Origin of the sequence: Faecalibacterium sp. DFI.5.82 (genome assembly GCF_029076575.1) — a bacterium.
In the GTDB taxonomy this organism is placed as follows: domain Bacteria; phylum Bacillota; class Clostridia; order Oscillospirales; family Ruminococcaceae; genus Faecalibacterium; species Faecalibacterium duncaniae.
This window is the reverse complement of record NZ_JARFIS010000011.1, coordinates 113,673-129,914: the sequence shown is the minus strand read 5'-3', so window position 1 is coordinate 129,914 and position 16,242 is coordinate 113,673. Positions and strand designations below refer to the sequence as shown.

The following is a 16,242-nucleotide window of genomic DNA, read 5'->3' as shown; positions in this document are numbered from 1 at the left end:
TTCAGAAAGCGAAGAACCGTATTGCGGCTCTGAAAAACGATGCCCAAATCGCAGACGCACACCCGCAGGATAAGGAGAACTTCTGCGGCATGACGATCAAGGGCATGGTGTTCGATGAGAAAAAAGCCGCTGGTGAGCGGCTGATGCTCGCCTGCAAGGAGATGCCGAATGCGGATATGATGCTGCTGGGCACCTATCGCGGCTTTGAGCTGAACATTCGCTTTGACAGTTTCAAGAATGAGCATCAAATCGTTCTCCGCGGCGAGCTGAGTTATCCGGTACCGCTGGGCGATGACCCTCGCGGCAACATCGTCCGTCTGGACAATGCCATCGGCAATTTTGCCGACCGCATTGCCGATGCTGATGCCGCACTGGATTCTCTGGAACAGCAGAAGCAGGCCGCAGAGGTTGAAATCGCCAAGCCGTTTGCGCAGGAGGAAGAACTGCAAACCAAATCTGCCCGCCTTGCAGAATTGGATGCGCTGTTGAACATGGAGCATCAGTCCAGCCGGACAGAACCCGAAGCGGAAGAAAAGCCGGATGCCCGCCCCTCTGTGCTGGCAGCTCTGGAAGAAAAGGCTGATAAAGTGGAGCCTGTCCGACCATTCAAATCTTACTTGGATAAGGATGGTGATGCCCGGTGACGGAGCACCGTGACCAGCAGATCCATTTTCGTGTCAGCAAAGTCGAACTGGAACGCATTCGTCAGAAGATGGAAAGTTGCGGTATTTTGAGCATTGGCTCTTATCTGCGAAAAATGGCTCTGGATGGTTACTGCCTGAATCTTGATTTACCACAGCTGCGTCGGATGGCGTACCTTCTTCAGAATTGCAGCAACAACCTGAATCAGGTGGCGAAACGGGCCAGTGAAAGCGGGCAGCTCTATGCCGCCGATTTAGAGGACTTGCGTAGTCGGTTGGATGAGCTGATAGCTATTGGCAAGCAACTTCTCGCCAAACTCACCGAACTCTAAAAAATTTCCCGCAGTAGGAGGCTGCGGGTTTACATAACGGTTGACACCCTTGCAAGGCAAGGGGCGATACCTTTATAATAGGGGCGAAAAAGAAAGGCTGGTGTTTGATATGAGGTTTTTATTCAAGATGATGCTTGCCCCGATCTCTCTGTTCGTGGCTTTTCTGGCTCTGATGGCAAAGTGGCTGCTTACTCTGTCCAGCTATGTTGTCGCGCCGTTGATGCTGTATATCTTTGGCTGCGGCATCTACACCGTCTACCGCCAGACTTGGGATCAATTTCTGATTCTGCTGGTTGCCGAATTTCTCTGCTTTGTCCTTTTTGTCGGCGCAACTGCAATGGTGGAGGGCGTTGAGAAATTCAGCGGTTGGCTCCGGGACCTGATTTGATTTTGAATCTTCTTGCCGCCTTCGGGCGGCTTTTTCATTTAGGAGGTGATCTGCTCTGGCTGCTACTCGTCTGATCGCACTGCATCAGCACAAAGGAAAATCTATCGCCGCCTGCCTGAAAGACCGCACTGATTATGCGCAGAATCCCGACAAGACTGAAAAAGGCGAACTTGTCAGCAGCTATCAATGCAGCCCGCTTACTGTGGACGAGGAGTTCATGCTCACAAAAAAGCTGTACGAGCAGGCCACCGGGCGCAGCCAAAAAAGTAACATTATCGCCTATCAGATACGGCAATCTTTCCGACCTGGTGAAATTACGGCTGAAGAAGCAAACCGCATCGGTTATGAGTTGGCCTCCCGGTTTCTGAAAGGCAAACACGCTTTTATCGTTGCAACGCATACCGATCGGGAACACATTCACAATCACATTATCTATAACTCGACCACTCTGGACGGCACAAGAAAATTCCGGGATTTTTTCTTTTCCGGTCTGGCAGTGCAGCGGTTGAGCGACCTGATTTGTCTGGAGCATCAGCTGTCAGTCATTGAAAAGAAGCCTTACCGGGAACGGCAGAAGCGCATCACTTACCCACCAAAGGAGAGCAACCGCGACCGGCTGTGCAGTGTAATCGACGAGATTTTGCAGCAGAAGCCCACCGACTACGAAGATTTTCTGCAAAAGCTGGAACAGCAGGGCTATGAAATCAAACGCGGCAAATACACTTCCGTTAAAGGCGCACGGCAGAAACGCTTTATCCGGTTAAAGACACTGGGTGCCGGGTACAGCGAGGATGAAATCAAAGCAGTCATTGCCGGAAAAGCCGAACACCGCCCACATCAGAAGCAACCTCCCAAAGAGCAGCCGTTCCAGTTGCTGGTTGACATTCAAGCAAAACTTGCCGAGGGCAAAGGTGGCGGCTACGAACGCTGGGCGAAGAAGTACAACTTGAAAGAGATGTCCAAAACGCTGATTTTTTTGCAGGAGCAGAAAATCGGCAGTGCGGATGACCTGAAAGAGCGTGCTGATGCTGCACTTTCTCGCTATCACAAACTGGGCGATTCCATCAAGGCCGCCGAGAAGCGTATGGCAGAAATCGCCGTCCTCCGGGCGCACATCGTCAACTATGCCAAGACCCGGCCTGTATACGATGCTTACCGCAAATCCGGGTACAGCTCCAAATTTTTGGAAGCGCACCGGGAAGAAGTCACGCTGCATAAGACGGCGAAAGCCGCTTTCAATGAATCCGGCCTGAAAAAGCTGCCCAAAGTGAAAGACCTGAATGCAGAGTATTCGGCTTTGCTCACCAAGAAAAAAGCACTCTACCCAGAGTACCGAAAGACACGGGATGAGATGCAGGAAATCGTAAAAGCACAGAAGAATGTGGAACTGTTCTTTGCGGAGGAAAAGGACTCCAAGCAAGTCGAGCAGATCCGATAAAACAGTCCCTGAGAACTTTGCCGCTTATCCGGCAGGGTTCTCAGGGTCTTTTTTGCTTATTGCTCAGTCTGTACTTGGAACGGCTTTTCCGGCAGTTTCAATTTGTTTGGCAACCATATTTTCCAATTCCCCCGTAATCGTTGCACAATTTGCAACACGATAATTCCAGAAGTAAGAAACGCCTTCACACTCCTCAACGGACAAATCGCTGTTGACCAAAAGCAGTCGGTCGGAGGTTACTTTCAGCTTTTCGCACAGAGCAGCATATTTTCCATAATCAATGCTTCGGCTGGACGATTTGGCTTCCACCCAGAAGAATTTTCCGTTGATGGAAAACGCAACATCCAGTTCATGCGTGCTCCCTGCGGATGCCGCTTCTGAAAGAATCACATTGGAGCAAAGCGAAACTTCTGCGCCCTGCTCCTCCTGATAGCGATTCAAAATCTGCTGAACCTGATGCTCCACAAAAAGTTCCAGCCACTTCCCGCTCAGGAAATGCCGGACAGTCTCATTTTGCGCAAGCTCATAGACGATATTCTGCGGATAGATCACAATGGATGCAAAAAGTCCCATTTTATCCCACGTCTGAGCGATTTCCGAAAGTGTGGCAAACGAATTCTTGGAAGTACCCTTTGGGATACGAAACGAAAAAGAGCCGTCACTCTGCATATGTGTCCGAATAAACTGCAAGAAATCCACCACTACCGGGTCGCAAAGAGCTTCGCCTGTTTTCCATGCCATCCGCTGAACGGCAATCGGCGGAAGTTTTTTCGGTACGACCTGCTGAACGATTCTATACCCACAGCGTTCCAGATGCTCCAATGCGGTCAAAGGCTTCGGAGGGATTTTTTCTTTAACTTCGGACTTTTCTGCACCGGATGTATTCTCAGTCAGATAGTTAAACTTCCATCCGTATTCCCAAGCAGGCGAACGGGTCAACACACCAACTGCATGAAATCCGCTGTCCGGTTCCTCCATCGGAAATGTGATTTTGTTCTTTTGGATATTGATTTGGAGCGTTTTATTTTTCAGCGCTATCTGATAAGCGTCAAGAAGGAATTCCTTTCCCTTATATGTCAGCTCACTGGAACTATTTGCAGAAAGGCCAGCATTTTTTGCCAAAGAGAGAAGCAGACAGGTCGCTTTGGGCAGCTCAAGGATATGCTCCATCTGCGCAGTGTCCGGAATCACTTCCGCATTTGCGTTATCGGGCTGCGGCAATTCGTCTGCCGGAGTCTCCTTTGCTGGTGCAGAAACTTCGGGTGTCATTTTTGAAGCAGCCTCAGATTTTCCAGACTTGGGCAAAGGTTTCGGCTCCGTATAGACCTCAGCAATAAATAATTCATAGGAATCGATGCACGAAAGTTTTCCTGCCGCTGCAAGTCCCACATAAATCGCAGCCGCCCGTGAGGAATCGCCATAATACTTTTTAGAATCCGCTGCGGCAGCAATATCAGAAAAAGCATTATATCTGCTCAGCGGCTCCGCCTTTTCCGGGAACTGCTTCAACGCACGGCAGTAGAGCCACTCAAAGAACGAATCCATGTACGGCTCTGTCGGATACTCGTTTCCTTCCAGAGAGTAACGTAGCAGCTCTCCACTGGTTCGCAGCCGAGTGTCCTTATGGACTTTGGGTGGCTCACAGGTCAGAAGGTCAGCGAATGGCCCACCATGTTCAAACACTTTGGTGGCTTCAAAAACCGTGCTGATGGGTACATCCTGCGCAACAGAATCCAGATGCAGCAAAAGCCGCAGAGAAGAAACAGCTTCACCCTCCGGCTGAACGGATGCAGAGCTGACTTCCAGAATCGAAACATCAGGGTCTGTTGTATGGACGGCATCATGGACGGCACGGATATTCTGCCGCTTGCTGCCTTTTATCCATGTGAATGTCACCGGCTGTTCTCTGCAATAGGGATAGCCGGATATGGGAAAACAAATGGTTCGTGTTGCCATGAACACCTCCAACTTTTTAGGACAAACAAGTTTATGTAAATCAAGTATAGCACAATCCCGGATGTGCTGCATAGCACTATTTTCTGCTTCCGGGAATCCATCTGTGCAAAAAGTGCCGATACCACAGGCATCGGCACTCAGATTAAAAAGCATTTTTCAAAAATGTGCAGCCTGCATCCACTGGATGCAGAACACAAGGGGTTTGGGCACAGCCCAACAAGCATTTTGAATTTGATTTTTAGAAATCGGATTCAAAAATTGCAAGTTGGTACCAGCTTGCACTGCTTGCCACAACAATGCGTCCTTTTTGTCCGCAATTTGTAATTTTCAGATTGGAGAAAAACGCCATGGCAAAGACGAAGGCTGAAGAAAAAGCTCTCAACCTTGATTAGATTTTGTTTAACTGCCGGGATTATCTGCGCGCTGCGCGCAACTCCGGCTCGTTCTTTGAAAAGCGTGATATCCCCCGCAGTACAGCCCCGAAGTTCTCAAAAAGGTCATGGAACAGGTAGAGAACTTTGAGGAGAACAATTAAGCATTTTCTCGTTTTAACGTGGGATTAGATTGCTGTAGACCTTAATACAAAAAGATAGATAATGAAAATCTGGTGTCTGCTGGTACCAAAAAGCAGTTTGGCATCCTGAAAGACCTGATGAACCGCTCCGACGTGGATATCATCGTCAATGCCTGTGAAGCCCACCTCCACATTCCCATGGCCGATTTCGTAGTCTATGTAGTTGTAGCGGCTCCGGTCAAACCAGATCTGATAGGTCAGCCCGTTTTTCATTTTCTTTTTGAAGTCGCCCTTTTTCAGACGCTTCCAGCCCTTTTCCTCCAGGCCCAGGCCGTTCCACAGGTAGTCCAGAAGTTCCTGAATTATATCTGCCGGCCGTTTTTGTTCCACGGTCTCCACCCCCTGACGAATTCTCTTTAATAGTCAAGCAGGATAGGCACCTGCTGCTCCTCGGCAAACCGCATGGCCCGCCAGAACACGGAGAAGGCAAACTTGGCCAAGGATTGGGTGTCATACTGGGTGTGTTCCGGGATGTCTGCCTTGCTGTACTGTCCATCTGAGTCTACGGTTCCGTCTACCGGGTATCCCTCCGTGTCTGCCCAACCAAGGATAGTGTCCTCATCGGCCTGCCATGCCAGCTGGTTCAGCTTTTCCAGCTCCTTCCGCAGTCCGCCCAAGGTGGCGATCATCGTCTGATCATCGGTGGGCAGAGGGCCTTGGAATAGAAAGCTGTCGGTGAGGGGAAGCCACCAAGTCGCGCCCCGAAGCAGGGACCACACCCGCTCCTCGTCCGATGCAAGGCGGGCAATCAGGGGATGCTCCCCGAAGTCCCAGTCCTTCTCCACGGTGAGAGGCACCGGTTCCTCGTATGTATGACAGGCGGCCACCAGCAGCATAGCGCCAAAGGCATCCCAATCCGGCTTATCGGTGTAATAGGGCCGCTCGTTGTCCTCCGGCCATGGAGTGTAGTGCGGCTGGTTCGGCTGGGAAATGGCGGCTAAGATCTGATCCCGCCAGTCCTCCACTGCCGCCTGGATCTCAGCCGGGGACAGCTCCTCCTCGTTGTCGGCGGGTTCTCCATCCGGGGTGATCCGGTTAAAGGTGTATCCGTTTTCCTCCGCCCACTGCTGAACAACAGTTTTCCAGTTGTGAGAATAGTACCGGGTCAGCGGCCCGGCGTAAATATCAAGTCCCATAGCAATGTCTCCTTTTCTGTTATGCAGTCATTCTTTTGCTGGAGCGAACATCTGGTCAATCTTCTCCAGATCGTATTCCAAAATCCAGTCATGAAATTGATGATAGAGAGGCAATAGCAGCTTCTGTGAGCCGCCCAGCACATCCAGCCCACGGTCATCGTACAAATGGTAGAGGAACGGCCCCGGCCCAGCCAGATAGACGCTGGACACAAAGCCGTTCCAGCCGCCGATGTCCCCCAGAATGATTTCCCGAAGAAGCAGCTCTGGTTGAAAGCTGATCTTGCTGAGATCCCAGTAAAACTGCACTTGTGCATGGGTATCCCCATCTTCATCCTGCTCTGTGGCCGAAAGTTGTTCATCGGGAACTGGGAGGCCCACTCGCTGCCGGATAACGGTCAGCAGGGACTCGGCGGGTTCTTCATCGGGATACCCGTCGATCCGCAGAAGGTCCGGCACCGCCGGAAGTGCCCGATAGATCGCGGCGGCTCGGTCCAGCGCCCCCTGAACATAAGCGGGGTTGGTTTTCAGCTTCGCCGCACGCCTATCCAGATAGATTGGTTCCTCCCCGCCGATCTTAAAACGAATGCCCACCGGTGCATGGTAGAACAGAGGGTGTTCCAGCCCAGCCATGCCCAGATCATGTAAAATGTGTTCAAACCGCTTTGCCAGCATGGTATCCCTCCGTTCTCATGTCATTTCATACAGCAGAGCAGCATCGCCCTGCACCAGTTCCAGATGGGAGCGCAGCGTATTAAGCCCGCTTTGCACCGCCTCGGTGGGCAGATCCCAGTCCGGGGCAATTTCAGCGGCCAGCTCCGGGAGATCCTGCTCCCGCAGAGCTGCCAGCAGTTGAGACGCCAGCTCTCCCTCCAGCAGAGCGCAGTCCAGGGTGTCTTCCGTCTGGGGAGCAGGAAAACGGACATCCAGATCCAGTTCGCTCTCACACCAGTCCCAGATGGCCATATAGACCGCGCCGGAGCAGTCACCGTCGGACAACTCCTGCCGCTGGTTATTTTTTATCAGATAAAAGGACGCGATCTGTGACATGGTGGTTCCTCCTAAATGTTATTCGCTTCCATCAGCCCTTCGGCCTGCAACCGGATCACATAGAAAGCCCGCACCCAGTCCAGTTCCTGCTCCATGGAGTCCTCCAAAGCCAGCAGGCGGCGCTTGCCAAGCCTGCGATCCAGAAGGGCAAAGATACGGACAAGGGGATTCTCGCTGACAAGGCTTTTCTCGATGCTCTGGTTGTCAAAGATCCCAAACGCCTCATAGAACACCTTTTGGTCAAAGGTGCCCTGCTCCAGCGCATAGGCATGAGCCTGATTGATGGCCTCTTTTGCGGAGTCGTGATCTTTCAGCGTGGTGGAGCGCAAGTGATGAAATTTCGTCCACACATTTTCAAAATAGGTGTAGTAGTTGCTCCGCAGCACTTCCACGCCGTCCACACGAATGGCGGCCCGGCCCTCATGGTCGGCGCTTTTGCTGTAACTGGTGGCAAAATACTGGATGTGGCCCCGGAGTGCCGGGCACAGGTAGTCATTCTCCAATTTGTTCCGGATTCCACTCCAAGTGGATACTCTACTGTTTGACATAGGTGTTGTTTCCTTTCTGCTGATTCCTACTGCTTTTGGAGATACTCCCGGAAGCATTCGATGAACTCCCGATTCCGCTTAGGGACATCGAACCCCTTCCGATGGGGGAAGAACCCCTCCTGTTCCACATCGTCCAGCAGCTTGGGCAGATTGGAAAACCGGGCAAAGAATGGTAGTGCATAGTCCTGGATCTGCCCGGAAATTTCCTGGATAGAGCGTTCCCGCTCCAGCAGAGTAGATACCTCATAGCGGGGGAAGTCATCATACCGGTGGGTCAGCCGGGCGATGGAGGTACCCACGATACCATCATAGGTTTCCTCCGTCCCTTCCTGCTCACTGCGCCACTGGGCAATCACCGGGGAACTCACATCGAAGAAGGCAGTAAAAGTGGTGGAGCCAAAGCGGATGGAGGGGGAAAAGTAAAAGGAGAACACAAAGATGCCGTCTTTTTTGTAGATGTCATTTTTGCTCTTGCGGTATTTGTAGCCCAGCGGGTTCAAAGGCTCCGCGATCCGCTCACAGGTATAGACGAAGATCTCACGGGGCTTGGTTCCCTTGGGAAAATCCTTCTTCTCCATGTTGCCACCTCAATCAAAATCCATCCAGACCAGGTGTTTTCCGCAGTGGAGGCACTGGAACAGATAGCATTGCAGATGCCCGCCATTGACGGATTCCCGGATCATTCCCTTCTGCTCCTCGTCCCACATGGGGTCGTCCAGCACCTCCTCCAGCACACCCAGTGCCCGCAGTTCTCTGGCGCCCACATAGCCCCAAAAGGCGCAGTAATCGCCACAGTGGGCCCGCCAGTATTCCTGCTGCCAGCCGGAGTAGCCGGGAGTACGGTGGATCAGCTCGTCCAGCTTCTCCGGATCGTCTACGCCATCGTCCACAGAGAAATCATCTTGAAAGCTGCCGTCATATTTCCGGGCCGCCTCGCCGCTGGCGATACACGCCGGGCACAGATATGCAATATCCTCCACGGAAAAGAACGGATTGGTATAGAAAATATGGGTCGTCTTGCCACAGCAGTCGCAGACAACGCCGTCTGCGGATTCCTCAAAAGCCCCAGTTTCCAGAGGGTTTGGGTGATACCGGAAGGCGGGCAGGCCCAGCTGGGCCTGCCGTTCCTTTTCTTTCTGCTTTTCCTCCGGCGTTTTGGGCTTGGGGAGGGCATAATGATTGCCCCAGTTTTCCGCATAGTCCTTCAGCGTGCCCAGCCGCTTGAGGGTCTTTTTATCGGAACGATTTCCAATTTGGCAAAGCAGCTCGTAGGCGTCCTTCTTAAAGTCCAGCAGGTCATATACATCCACCAGCACTTCTTTGGCCTGCTGATCCTCACTCTGCTCAAGTTCTTCCTTGAAGGTATATAGAGCGCGGACACTGTCCGGACCTTCATTGGTCGCAACAAACTGTTTTTTTAGTTCGATATAGGTTTTCTGATATTCTGTCATTGGTCGCACCTCCCATCAATCCCACCAGAAATACCAGACGGTGGACTGCCACAGGACATCTGCCAAGGAGCCAATGCTTCCATCCTCATTCTGATCCAGATCTGGGCAGAAACCATATTGCTCCACAGCCACCTCCATAGCTCTTTCCTTGGAGATCGGAGTTGGAAGTTCAAACTCCAATTCATCGTGGCTCATGGCGGCAGGGATGGCACCATGTTGCTCGAACCAGTATTTCGCCACTGCCATCAGGTCCGGTGTGTCGGGACACTCATTCCAATTTCCAAAGGGCAGGTAGGCGAAGATCTCCCAGGGGTCCTTTACCGGAATTTTAGCCAGAATGAGCGGATATGTCATTCCGGTATCATCGTTCCAATAGTTTGCGAAGCGGTCGTTGGGTTCTCCGCCCTCCATCTCGCCCAGGACTTCCTCCTCCCAGTCCAGATCATCGTCCTCGGCTTCTTCCTTGCGCTGGCCGGTCAATTCCTCCAAAACCGCCTTTCCGTCCTTGATGGGAGCGGAGAGCATCTTCTTCCGGTACTCCTCTACCGTTTTGAGGTCAAATTCATAGCAGTCCGCATCATGCTCTGGGTCGGCGTTCATTACCAGACATTCCAACAGCGTTTCATCATCCGCCTGGATAAGTACGGGAACAAAGCCCTCCCGTACCCCCAGCCGCTGGGCGTAGCTGTATGCCGACATGATGGGGTCATCATCTGCCATGGATGGGAAATAGGTACACTCGCAGTCCAGATACTCCATGATGGCCTGAGCAACCTCGGAAGGCTCCAGCGTGTCCTCGTCGAAGTCCTGTCCCTGCCAGTTTTCAAAGCGTTCCTCAATCACTTGAGCCATGGTCTGATAGTATTTCTCATCAAATGGGATGAATAAGTATGCCTCCTGTTGAAATTCATTGGAGTGGTATCGGGACGGACCAAAATATTTCAGGGCATAGTCATCAATGTCGGCAGGATAGTAGGGGCTGTCGCCCTCTCCGTAGTAATAGCCTGCAAAGGCACGGCCTTGCTGATTGAACAGCACAGAGAACAGACAGCCGTCCAGCTCATCCCGGATAAACTCCCTCAGATCCACATTGGCAGGATCAGCTTTGACCTGTTTGGTCACTTCGCTGTATTCTTTCAAGAAGTCCTCGCCCATCAGGTCGTTCTCCATACACCAGCGCAGGTAGATGGCCATGTGGTTATAAGCATTGATGGGGTCAATAGGCAGTTCCTTCTCCTCAATGCTCTCGATATGATAGGAAGCATCGTCCATCTCACCGTCAAAATCATCATTGGAAAGGGTGCCACGGGTGATAGCATCCTGACGATCAGGCTCCACCACAAAGCTGATGCCGTTCATTTTGCCCAGCAGGGCGTCCGCGTCATGGGCCAGCTTATATTCCAATTCATCCCGGTAGAGAGGAATCACCTGATAGAAGTTGACCTCCTCGCCGCCCGGCAGAGTGCAGACCTCGCTGCCATCTTCGGTATCCTGGGGACCAGTCAGAATGGCGGCGCACAGCTTTGTGTCCTTTGCAAAATCCTCCTCATTGTCCATGGTATGGCCGAAGCCCAGCCAGGTATCGCTGGCAATGGGAAGGCGGGCCAAGGATTTCAGCAGGCGGATGGGCCAGTACCACTTTTCGTCTTTCATGGACTCCTGATCCAGCTTCCAGTCCGCAGGCAGGGCAATGGCCAGCTCCGCCCGCTCCAGCTTATATTCCGCCAGTTCCTCCGGCACATTCATCCGGTGAGCGCCCATGCCCATGGTGACCAGGGTGCAGTAGTCCCGCTCCTCAGAGGGCGGCACCACGCAGATGTCCACATGGATGTCGGGAGAAACCAGCTCATGGAACACATTCTCGAACTTGCCGAAATACTGCTCAATGTGCCCCTCGACGGCTTCCATCTCCTCCTCGGTGTAGACTTCGGGATTACTGAATTCTTCCTCATCCTGCGTGTCATCATTGTCTGAGTGGTCGCAGCTGTCATCCTCCGGATCTCCCTTTATAGGCTCGTAACCGATCTTCAGGGTCATCTGTTCCTCCGGCAGGGAGACGCCGGGGCTGCGGGTGATGGTGTGCTTATCGTCCGCAGAAAAACCGATGGTCTCGCCGTCTTGCAGTGTCACATCACACGCCAGCACATAGGAGGCAAGGCTGGCCAAAAAGTCCCGCAGTTCCTCCGGCTCAGCGTCGGTGTTCAACACCTCCATTTCCTCCTTGCCAAACACATCCATGCCGTAGGTGTAGCCGTTTAGGCCCCCCTCGCTCCGGTACAGGCCGAACCAAACCCAGTTGAAGATGGGCAGTTCGTCCTCTTTGAGCATATCGGCAAGGCCCTCATAGAAACGAGGCTCAAATACCACGCCGCTGGTGTAGACACCGGTGGCATATTTCTGCTTGCAGCACACTGCCATCGCCTTAGTGAACAGCTTACCCCGTTCCAGCAGTTTTTCCTCCTCGCCCAACACAGCCACCATGATATGGGCCTTGTGCGCTTTGGCCACCTCTACGGCCTCTGGCCACATATAGTTGTTTTCGGCGTTGATCTCTGCTTCATTGTCCGGGATGTGACCGTGGAATAGTGTCACGATCAGCATCATATTGCCGACCCGCATTACCACAGCGTCATCGCTGTTCTCAACATCTTCGTCGCCCTCATCCGGCTCCTCATCTACGATACCCCATTCTTCCCGCAGATCTCGAATCAACTGCTCCTTGTCCCACTCTGCTTTGGAGAGGAGCACAGATCCGGCAAAGGAACCCTTATGGTCGGTTTCCTCCTCGTCGGCGTCATCCTCAAGACCCTCTGCATCTTCATCCGGATCATAGAGGGATTCATGCTCCAGTCCGCGGATAAATTCCTCAAAGCTATCTGCCAGATGGGTAATTTTATAGTCATTTTCCTGATCCACATGGACTACCGCAGGCTCTCCCTGGGGACCGCAAGCCCGGTAGTCCAGGAAAATCATATCGTGTCCGGCGCTTGGACAGTCGCAGATGGCCACACCGATGGCAGGATACTCCCACTCATCGATCATAAACTGGCTGCCCAGCTCTCCACAGAGGGAGCAGTTCTTTTCCCGTCCGATTCCGAAAATGCCGGTGATGGCCACATGATCATCTGACCAACAGGTAGGCTCATCGCAGGGATAGCAGGTGTTCACCGGAATGCCGCCGTTGTGCTGCTTCATCAGCCAGATGTAGGCGGCGGGCAGCTTGTAGCCCAGTTCCTCCTCCACGCTGGCAATCAGCTCATCGGAAGGCGGATCACTGACATATTCTTTCAGTGCATACCAATTATCATCCCAGAAGTTGGTGAGGTCGAAGCCCTCAAATGGGGTATCACCGGGCACGAATTTGGCCTTCTTCTTCCGGCTGCGCTGGCGTTTCCGGATCTCCGCCTTACACTCCCGAATTACCGCCGGAGCATTTTCATCCTCCGGGTCCAGCTCCGCCCACCGCTCGGCGTAGGGAATGGCCTTTTCCTCCTGGCCGTAGAGATACTGATAGCCATAGGCCATCCGCATATTCCACTGGGCCTTGTTCTGGCCTTCCTCCCGGACGGACTCCAGCACCTCAATGGCCCTCAGAAGGGCTTTGTCTCCCTTGGATTTCAAAGTACCTTCGTCATGGTCCCCGATGATGGCGTAGTTCTCCAGTGCACGGGCCAGGGCGTAGGCGGTGCGGTAGTTCCTCCAGTTCTCCGGGATGGCATTCAGTGCCTGGATACAGCGGGTGTACTCATCCTCGTCGTTCCACTGCTCCAGCTGAGCGAAGAATGCTTCGGCGTTCTGTTGGGTGTAAGGAATATAGTCCATGCCCGTCAGCGTTTCGTCCAACTCGTCATCCTGATTCTCAGTTTCTGTCCCATCATCTTGTTGCTTTAGGGGTACAGAACCGGCTTCACGGCGGAAGGTGTGGAAGATGGCCCATGGGATGTCCGTGCCTTCAAAGAACTCTTTCGCCATGTTCAGCGCCTCTTGGATGTCCCAGGCGATGAAGTCCACATAGCCACAGTAGAGGCCGGTAGCCCCGCCGGTGAGAGTGAGCACTTCCGAACCATCCCCGCCGGTGAGCACTTCCTCCAGTTTGTCCCGGAAGTCGAAAATTTTCTGACTGCCTTCCTCCTCCCGCAGGGTATCCAGGGGATAGCAGAAGAAGCCCGCCACCGCGCCGTCGGCATGGAGATCGTCCATAAAATCATTGTCGGCATTCAGATAGCCGTTGATGAGCGGCACACAGCAGGTGGAACCGGCCATTACATCCAGCCGCCAATCGGCGTCCGGGTCCTGTTTGGGTTCCATTTTGTAACCAAGGTAGCTCTCCAGATAGGCTTCCGGGTCGGTGGAGAGCTCCAGGCCCTGCTCCCGCAGTTTGTCGGGCAGCTGGGACAGGAGGAAGGACGGCTCTGCCTTGGGTTCCTCCAGCACATCAAAGCTGTCTATGTATCTCATGTGGGGGATCTCGCCCAGCACTTGGTCGGTGAAGGTGGTGAGCATCCACCAGGCCCGGCCTTCCTCATCCCGGAGCATAGGCAGCAGCTTTTCACAGTAGGCGGAGATGGCGAAGCTGTTTTCACCCTGCTCCTCCAGCCAGATCTGCACATCATCCCCGGAAATCTCCCAGCCATCATTGGTTCGCAGACCGATGTTTTGAAAAGGTTGACGGCCCACCAGGATGTTCCAGTGCTCCAGCACCTCCTTGGGAGCGTGCTTCTGGAAGTAGACCAGCTCAAACAGCTTGACCTTGTCACCCTCCGGAGTGAGGATCAGCTCGTACTTCTCGCCGTTGAAGCCCATCTCGAAGGAAATCTCGTCAAAAACCAAATTCAGGGTTTCCTCCATTTGGGCCACGATCTCCGCACCGCGGGTGTGATCTTTGTCCTCGTCCATCATCTGGCGCAGCTCTGCTTCCATCTCGGCAAAGGTTTCCCACCAGTTCTCTGTCCGTTCCCGGAAGCACTCCCAGAACTGCGGCAGAGAAATACCCTTTTTGCACGAGTCAATTAGTTCCTCCATGTCCTGTCGGGTGTTGAGCTTAGGATCATCACCGGGATGCAGTTCCAGAGCTTTTTCAAAATGCCGCAGAGCGCGGCCCTCCTGATCCAGATAATAATAGGCATACCCCATACGGAAATTCCAGGAATAAGTATCTCCCAGTTCCTCCTCATGGGACTGCATCAGTTCCAGTGCCTGGTGAAGCAGCTTCCTTCCCTCCGGCTCGCTGGAGTCCGCCAGATTGTTGTAGGCGCGGGCCAGCTCCATATCCATTTCCGGGGTACGCTCCTCGGCAGAGATTGCCTCCAGTGCGTCAACGATTTTCTGGTGTTTGTCCTCCTCATGCCACTTCTGGCACTGCTTCAAAATATCCATATCAGGGTCCTCCTCGTCCTCATCTGGTTTCCAGTCTTTGATCTGCTGGAACACGCCATTTTCATCCCGCTCAAAGGCGCAGGGAGCGGGGGTGTTCAGCAAAGGGATGATGTCGGGATCGTCATTGCAGATCGTGTTCAGCTTGTAGATCCCGGCGTTGTTAGGGTCGTCCATGTACTCGTCGCTCTCATCACCGGCGGTAAAGCGCCAGCCGCTGTCCCAGCCGCCGTCCGGCTCCTCCCTGTAGCAGTAGCCCACCTTGCGGCCCTCTACTGTGATGCGGTTGGTGGCGATGCAGCCATCGGCACCCTTCCAGTCAGGGAGCAGAGATTTCACATCCTCCGCTTTCACATGGTAGTCCCGGTTGCGGCCAGCGGCCTCGTACAGTTCCTTCCGCAGCGCCTCCACATCCCGAGCCATCTCCTGGATCTCCTCGTTGTCCATCATCTCACTGAGGTCATATTCCAGCGGATTCTGGGCAAAATCCGCCAGGGACTTGTTCATGGCGTCGTGTTCCTCTGGCGTGGCGGTGATGCGAATGCGGCGGGCAGGGGTGTTGTACTCGTCCAGATCCTGAAGGTTTACACTGCCGCTGACGCTGCACTCCAGCAGGATGGCGGCCAGATCAGTGACCACATCAATGGCGAAGTGGAAGTCCATCTCCACGCCATCGGAGTGTGTAAACTCCAGATACTCCACGGTCTGGCGGAAGTCCCAGTTTTGTTTGTCCAGCCCAATCTTGGCAAATATCTCGCTGAGGGGGATCTCCTCTTTCTTCTGGTCTTCCAAAAATGCCACAAGGTTCAGACTGTCATCGGAACCGCCAATAAAGTTGCCCCAGTATTTTTTGATATACATTTGTCGTGCCTCCTGTTCTGAATCCAGTCGATCAATGAGCTGATTCAAGTGTTCCAACCACGCAGGAGCGATCTCACCGCTGTCCTCGTTCTTCCAAAGATCCACAATCTCACGGATGCCGTCCTCGTCCGGCACCTCGTTTTTGATGTCGGTGAGCTGCCGCAGCAGGAAAGCAAGGGCTTCTTTGGATGCTGTGAAACCGGTGACTTTATCCCATATAGCTTCTTCATGATCGTAGTCCAGTTTGCTGTTATCCTTCCATTGGAAATACAGCTCCGCCAGAGCCATCGCAGTATTGTCAAAGAGGAAGTCGATTTGTGAGAAGTCAGATCCCAGCATGACTTCCTCTTTCATCAGTTCGATCATCTCGCCCAGATCCATTACCGGATGCTCCGGTACATATTCATTTTTGAGGATGTCCAGTACATCCAACCCTTCGTCACGCTCTAATGCTTTTATGCCCCATGCTCCCATGTCGGCACCTCTCTTTCTTTATT

Annotated in this window: 11 protein-coding genes and 2 pseudogenes; 4 read left to right on the top strand and 9 right to left on the bottom strand. The window is 53.1% G+C overall.

Annotation, left to right across the window (positions count from 1 at the left end):
• The 4 genes and pseudogenes from P0G09_RS13180 to P0G09_RS13165 form a co-directional block, all read left to right on the top strand.
• Positions 1-644 (top strand): annotated as a pseudogene (locus P0G09_RS13180) (N-domain protein, SNF2 family); the annotation flags it as partial.
• A complete protein-coding gene (gene mobC / locus P0G09_RS13175; protein WP_117506238.1) occupies positions 641-973 on the top strand; it encodes a plasmid mobilization relaxosome protein MobC in 333 nt (110 codons plus the stop codon). The pseudogene P0G09_RS13180 and the gene mobC, both read left to right, overlap by 4 nt.
• Before the next feature lie 109 nt (positions 974-1,082).
• A complete protein-coding gene (locus tag P0G09_RS13170; RefSeq protein WP_117506243.1) occupies positions 1,083-1,361 on the top strand; it encodes a hypothetical protein in 279 nt (92 codons plus the stop codon).
• Positions 1,362-1,416: 55 nt separating this feature from the next.
• Positions 1,417-2,799: a relaxase/mobilization nuclease domain-containing protein gene (locus P0G09_RS13165; RefSeq protein ID WP_117533926.1), complete on the top strand. Its 1,383-nt coding sequence runs from the start codon at positions 1,417-1,419 to the stop codon at positions 2,797-2,799.
• A 63-nt stretch (positions 2,800-2,862) separates the two neighbouring features.
• On the opposite strand, the gene P0G09_RS13160 is transcribed toward P0G09_RS13165, so the two are convergent.
• From P0G09_RS13160 to P0G09_RS13120, 9 genes and pseudogenes are all read right to left on the bottom strand, one after another.
• Positions 2,863-4,755, bottom strand: coding sequence for a hypothetical protein (locus tag P0G09_RS13160; RefSeq protein ID WP_199663712.1), 1,893 nt, complete (start codon positions 4,753-4,755; stop codon positions 2,863-2,865).
• Between the two features lie 688 nt (positions 4,756-5,443).
• Positions 5,444-5,659: pseudogene (locus P0G09_RS13155) on the bottom strand (spondin); the annotation flags it as partial.
• 26 nt (positions 5,660-5,685) lie between these two features.
• Entirely contained in the window at positions 5,686-6,465 is a 780-nt protein-coding gene (locus P0G09_RS13150; RefSeq protein ID WP_006059615.1) for a hypothetical protein, read from the bottom strand.
• Between the two features lie 27 nt (positions 6,466-6,492).
• Positions 6,493-7,137: a DUF3885 domain-containing protein gene (locus P0G09_RS13145; RefSeq protein ID WP_008723402.1), complete on the bottom strand. Its 645-nt coding sequence runs from the start codon at positions 7,135-7,137 to the stop codon at positions 6,493-6,495.
• Between the two features lie 15 nt (positions 7,138-7,152).
• Complete coding sequence (locus P0G09_RS13140) at positions 7,153-7,512, bottom strand: hypothetical protein (protein WP_006059613.1); 360 nt, start codon at positions 7,510-7,512, stop codon at positions 7,153-7,155.
• Positions 7,513-7,523: 11 nt separating this feature from the next.
• On the bottom strand, positions 7,524-8,060 hold the full coding sequence (locus P0G09_RS13135; RefSeq protein ID WP_006059612.1) for a hypothetical protein: 537 nt from the start codon (positions 8,058-8,060) through the stop codon (positions 7,524-7,526).
• A gap of 26 nt (positions 8,061-8,086) precedes the next feature.
• Positions 8,087-8,638, bottom strand: coding sequence for a DUF4304 domain-containing protein (locus P0G09_RS13130; protein ID WP_006059611.1), 552 nt, complete (start codon positions 8,636-8,638; stop codon positions 8,087-8,089).
• A 9-nt stretch (positions 8,639-8,647) separates the two neighbouring features.
• The gene (locus P0G09_RS13125) at positions 8,648-9,511 is read right to left on the bottom strand and encodes a CbrC family protein (RefSeq protein ID WP_117948556.1); all 864 of its coding nucleotides are present in this window, start codon (positions 9,509-9,511) and stop codon (positions 8,648-8,650) included.
• Between the two features lie 15 nt (positions 9,512-9,526).
• On the bottom strand, positions 9,527-16,219 hold the full coding sequence (locus P0G09_RS13120; protein ID WP_217297635.1) for a DUF2185 domain-containing protein: 6,693 nt from the start codon (positions 16,217-16,219) through the stop codon (positions 9,527-9,529).
• Positions 16,220-16,242 lie beyond the last annotated feature (23 nt).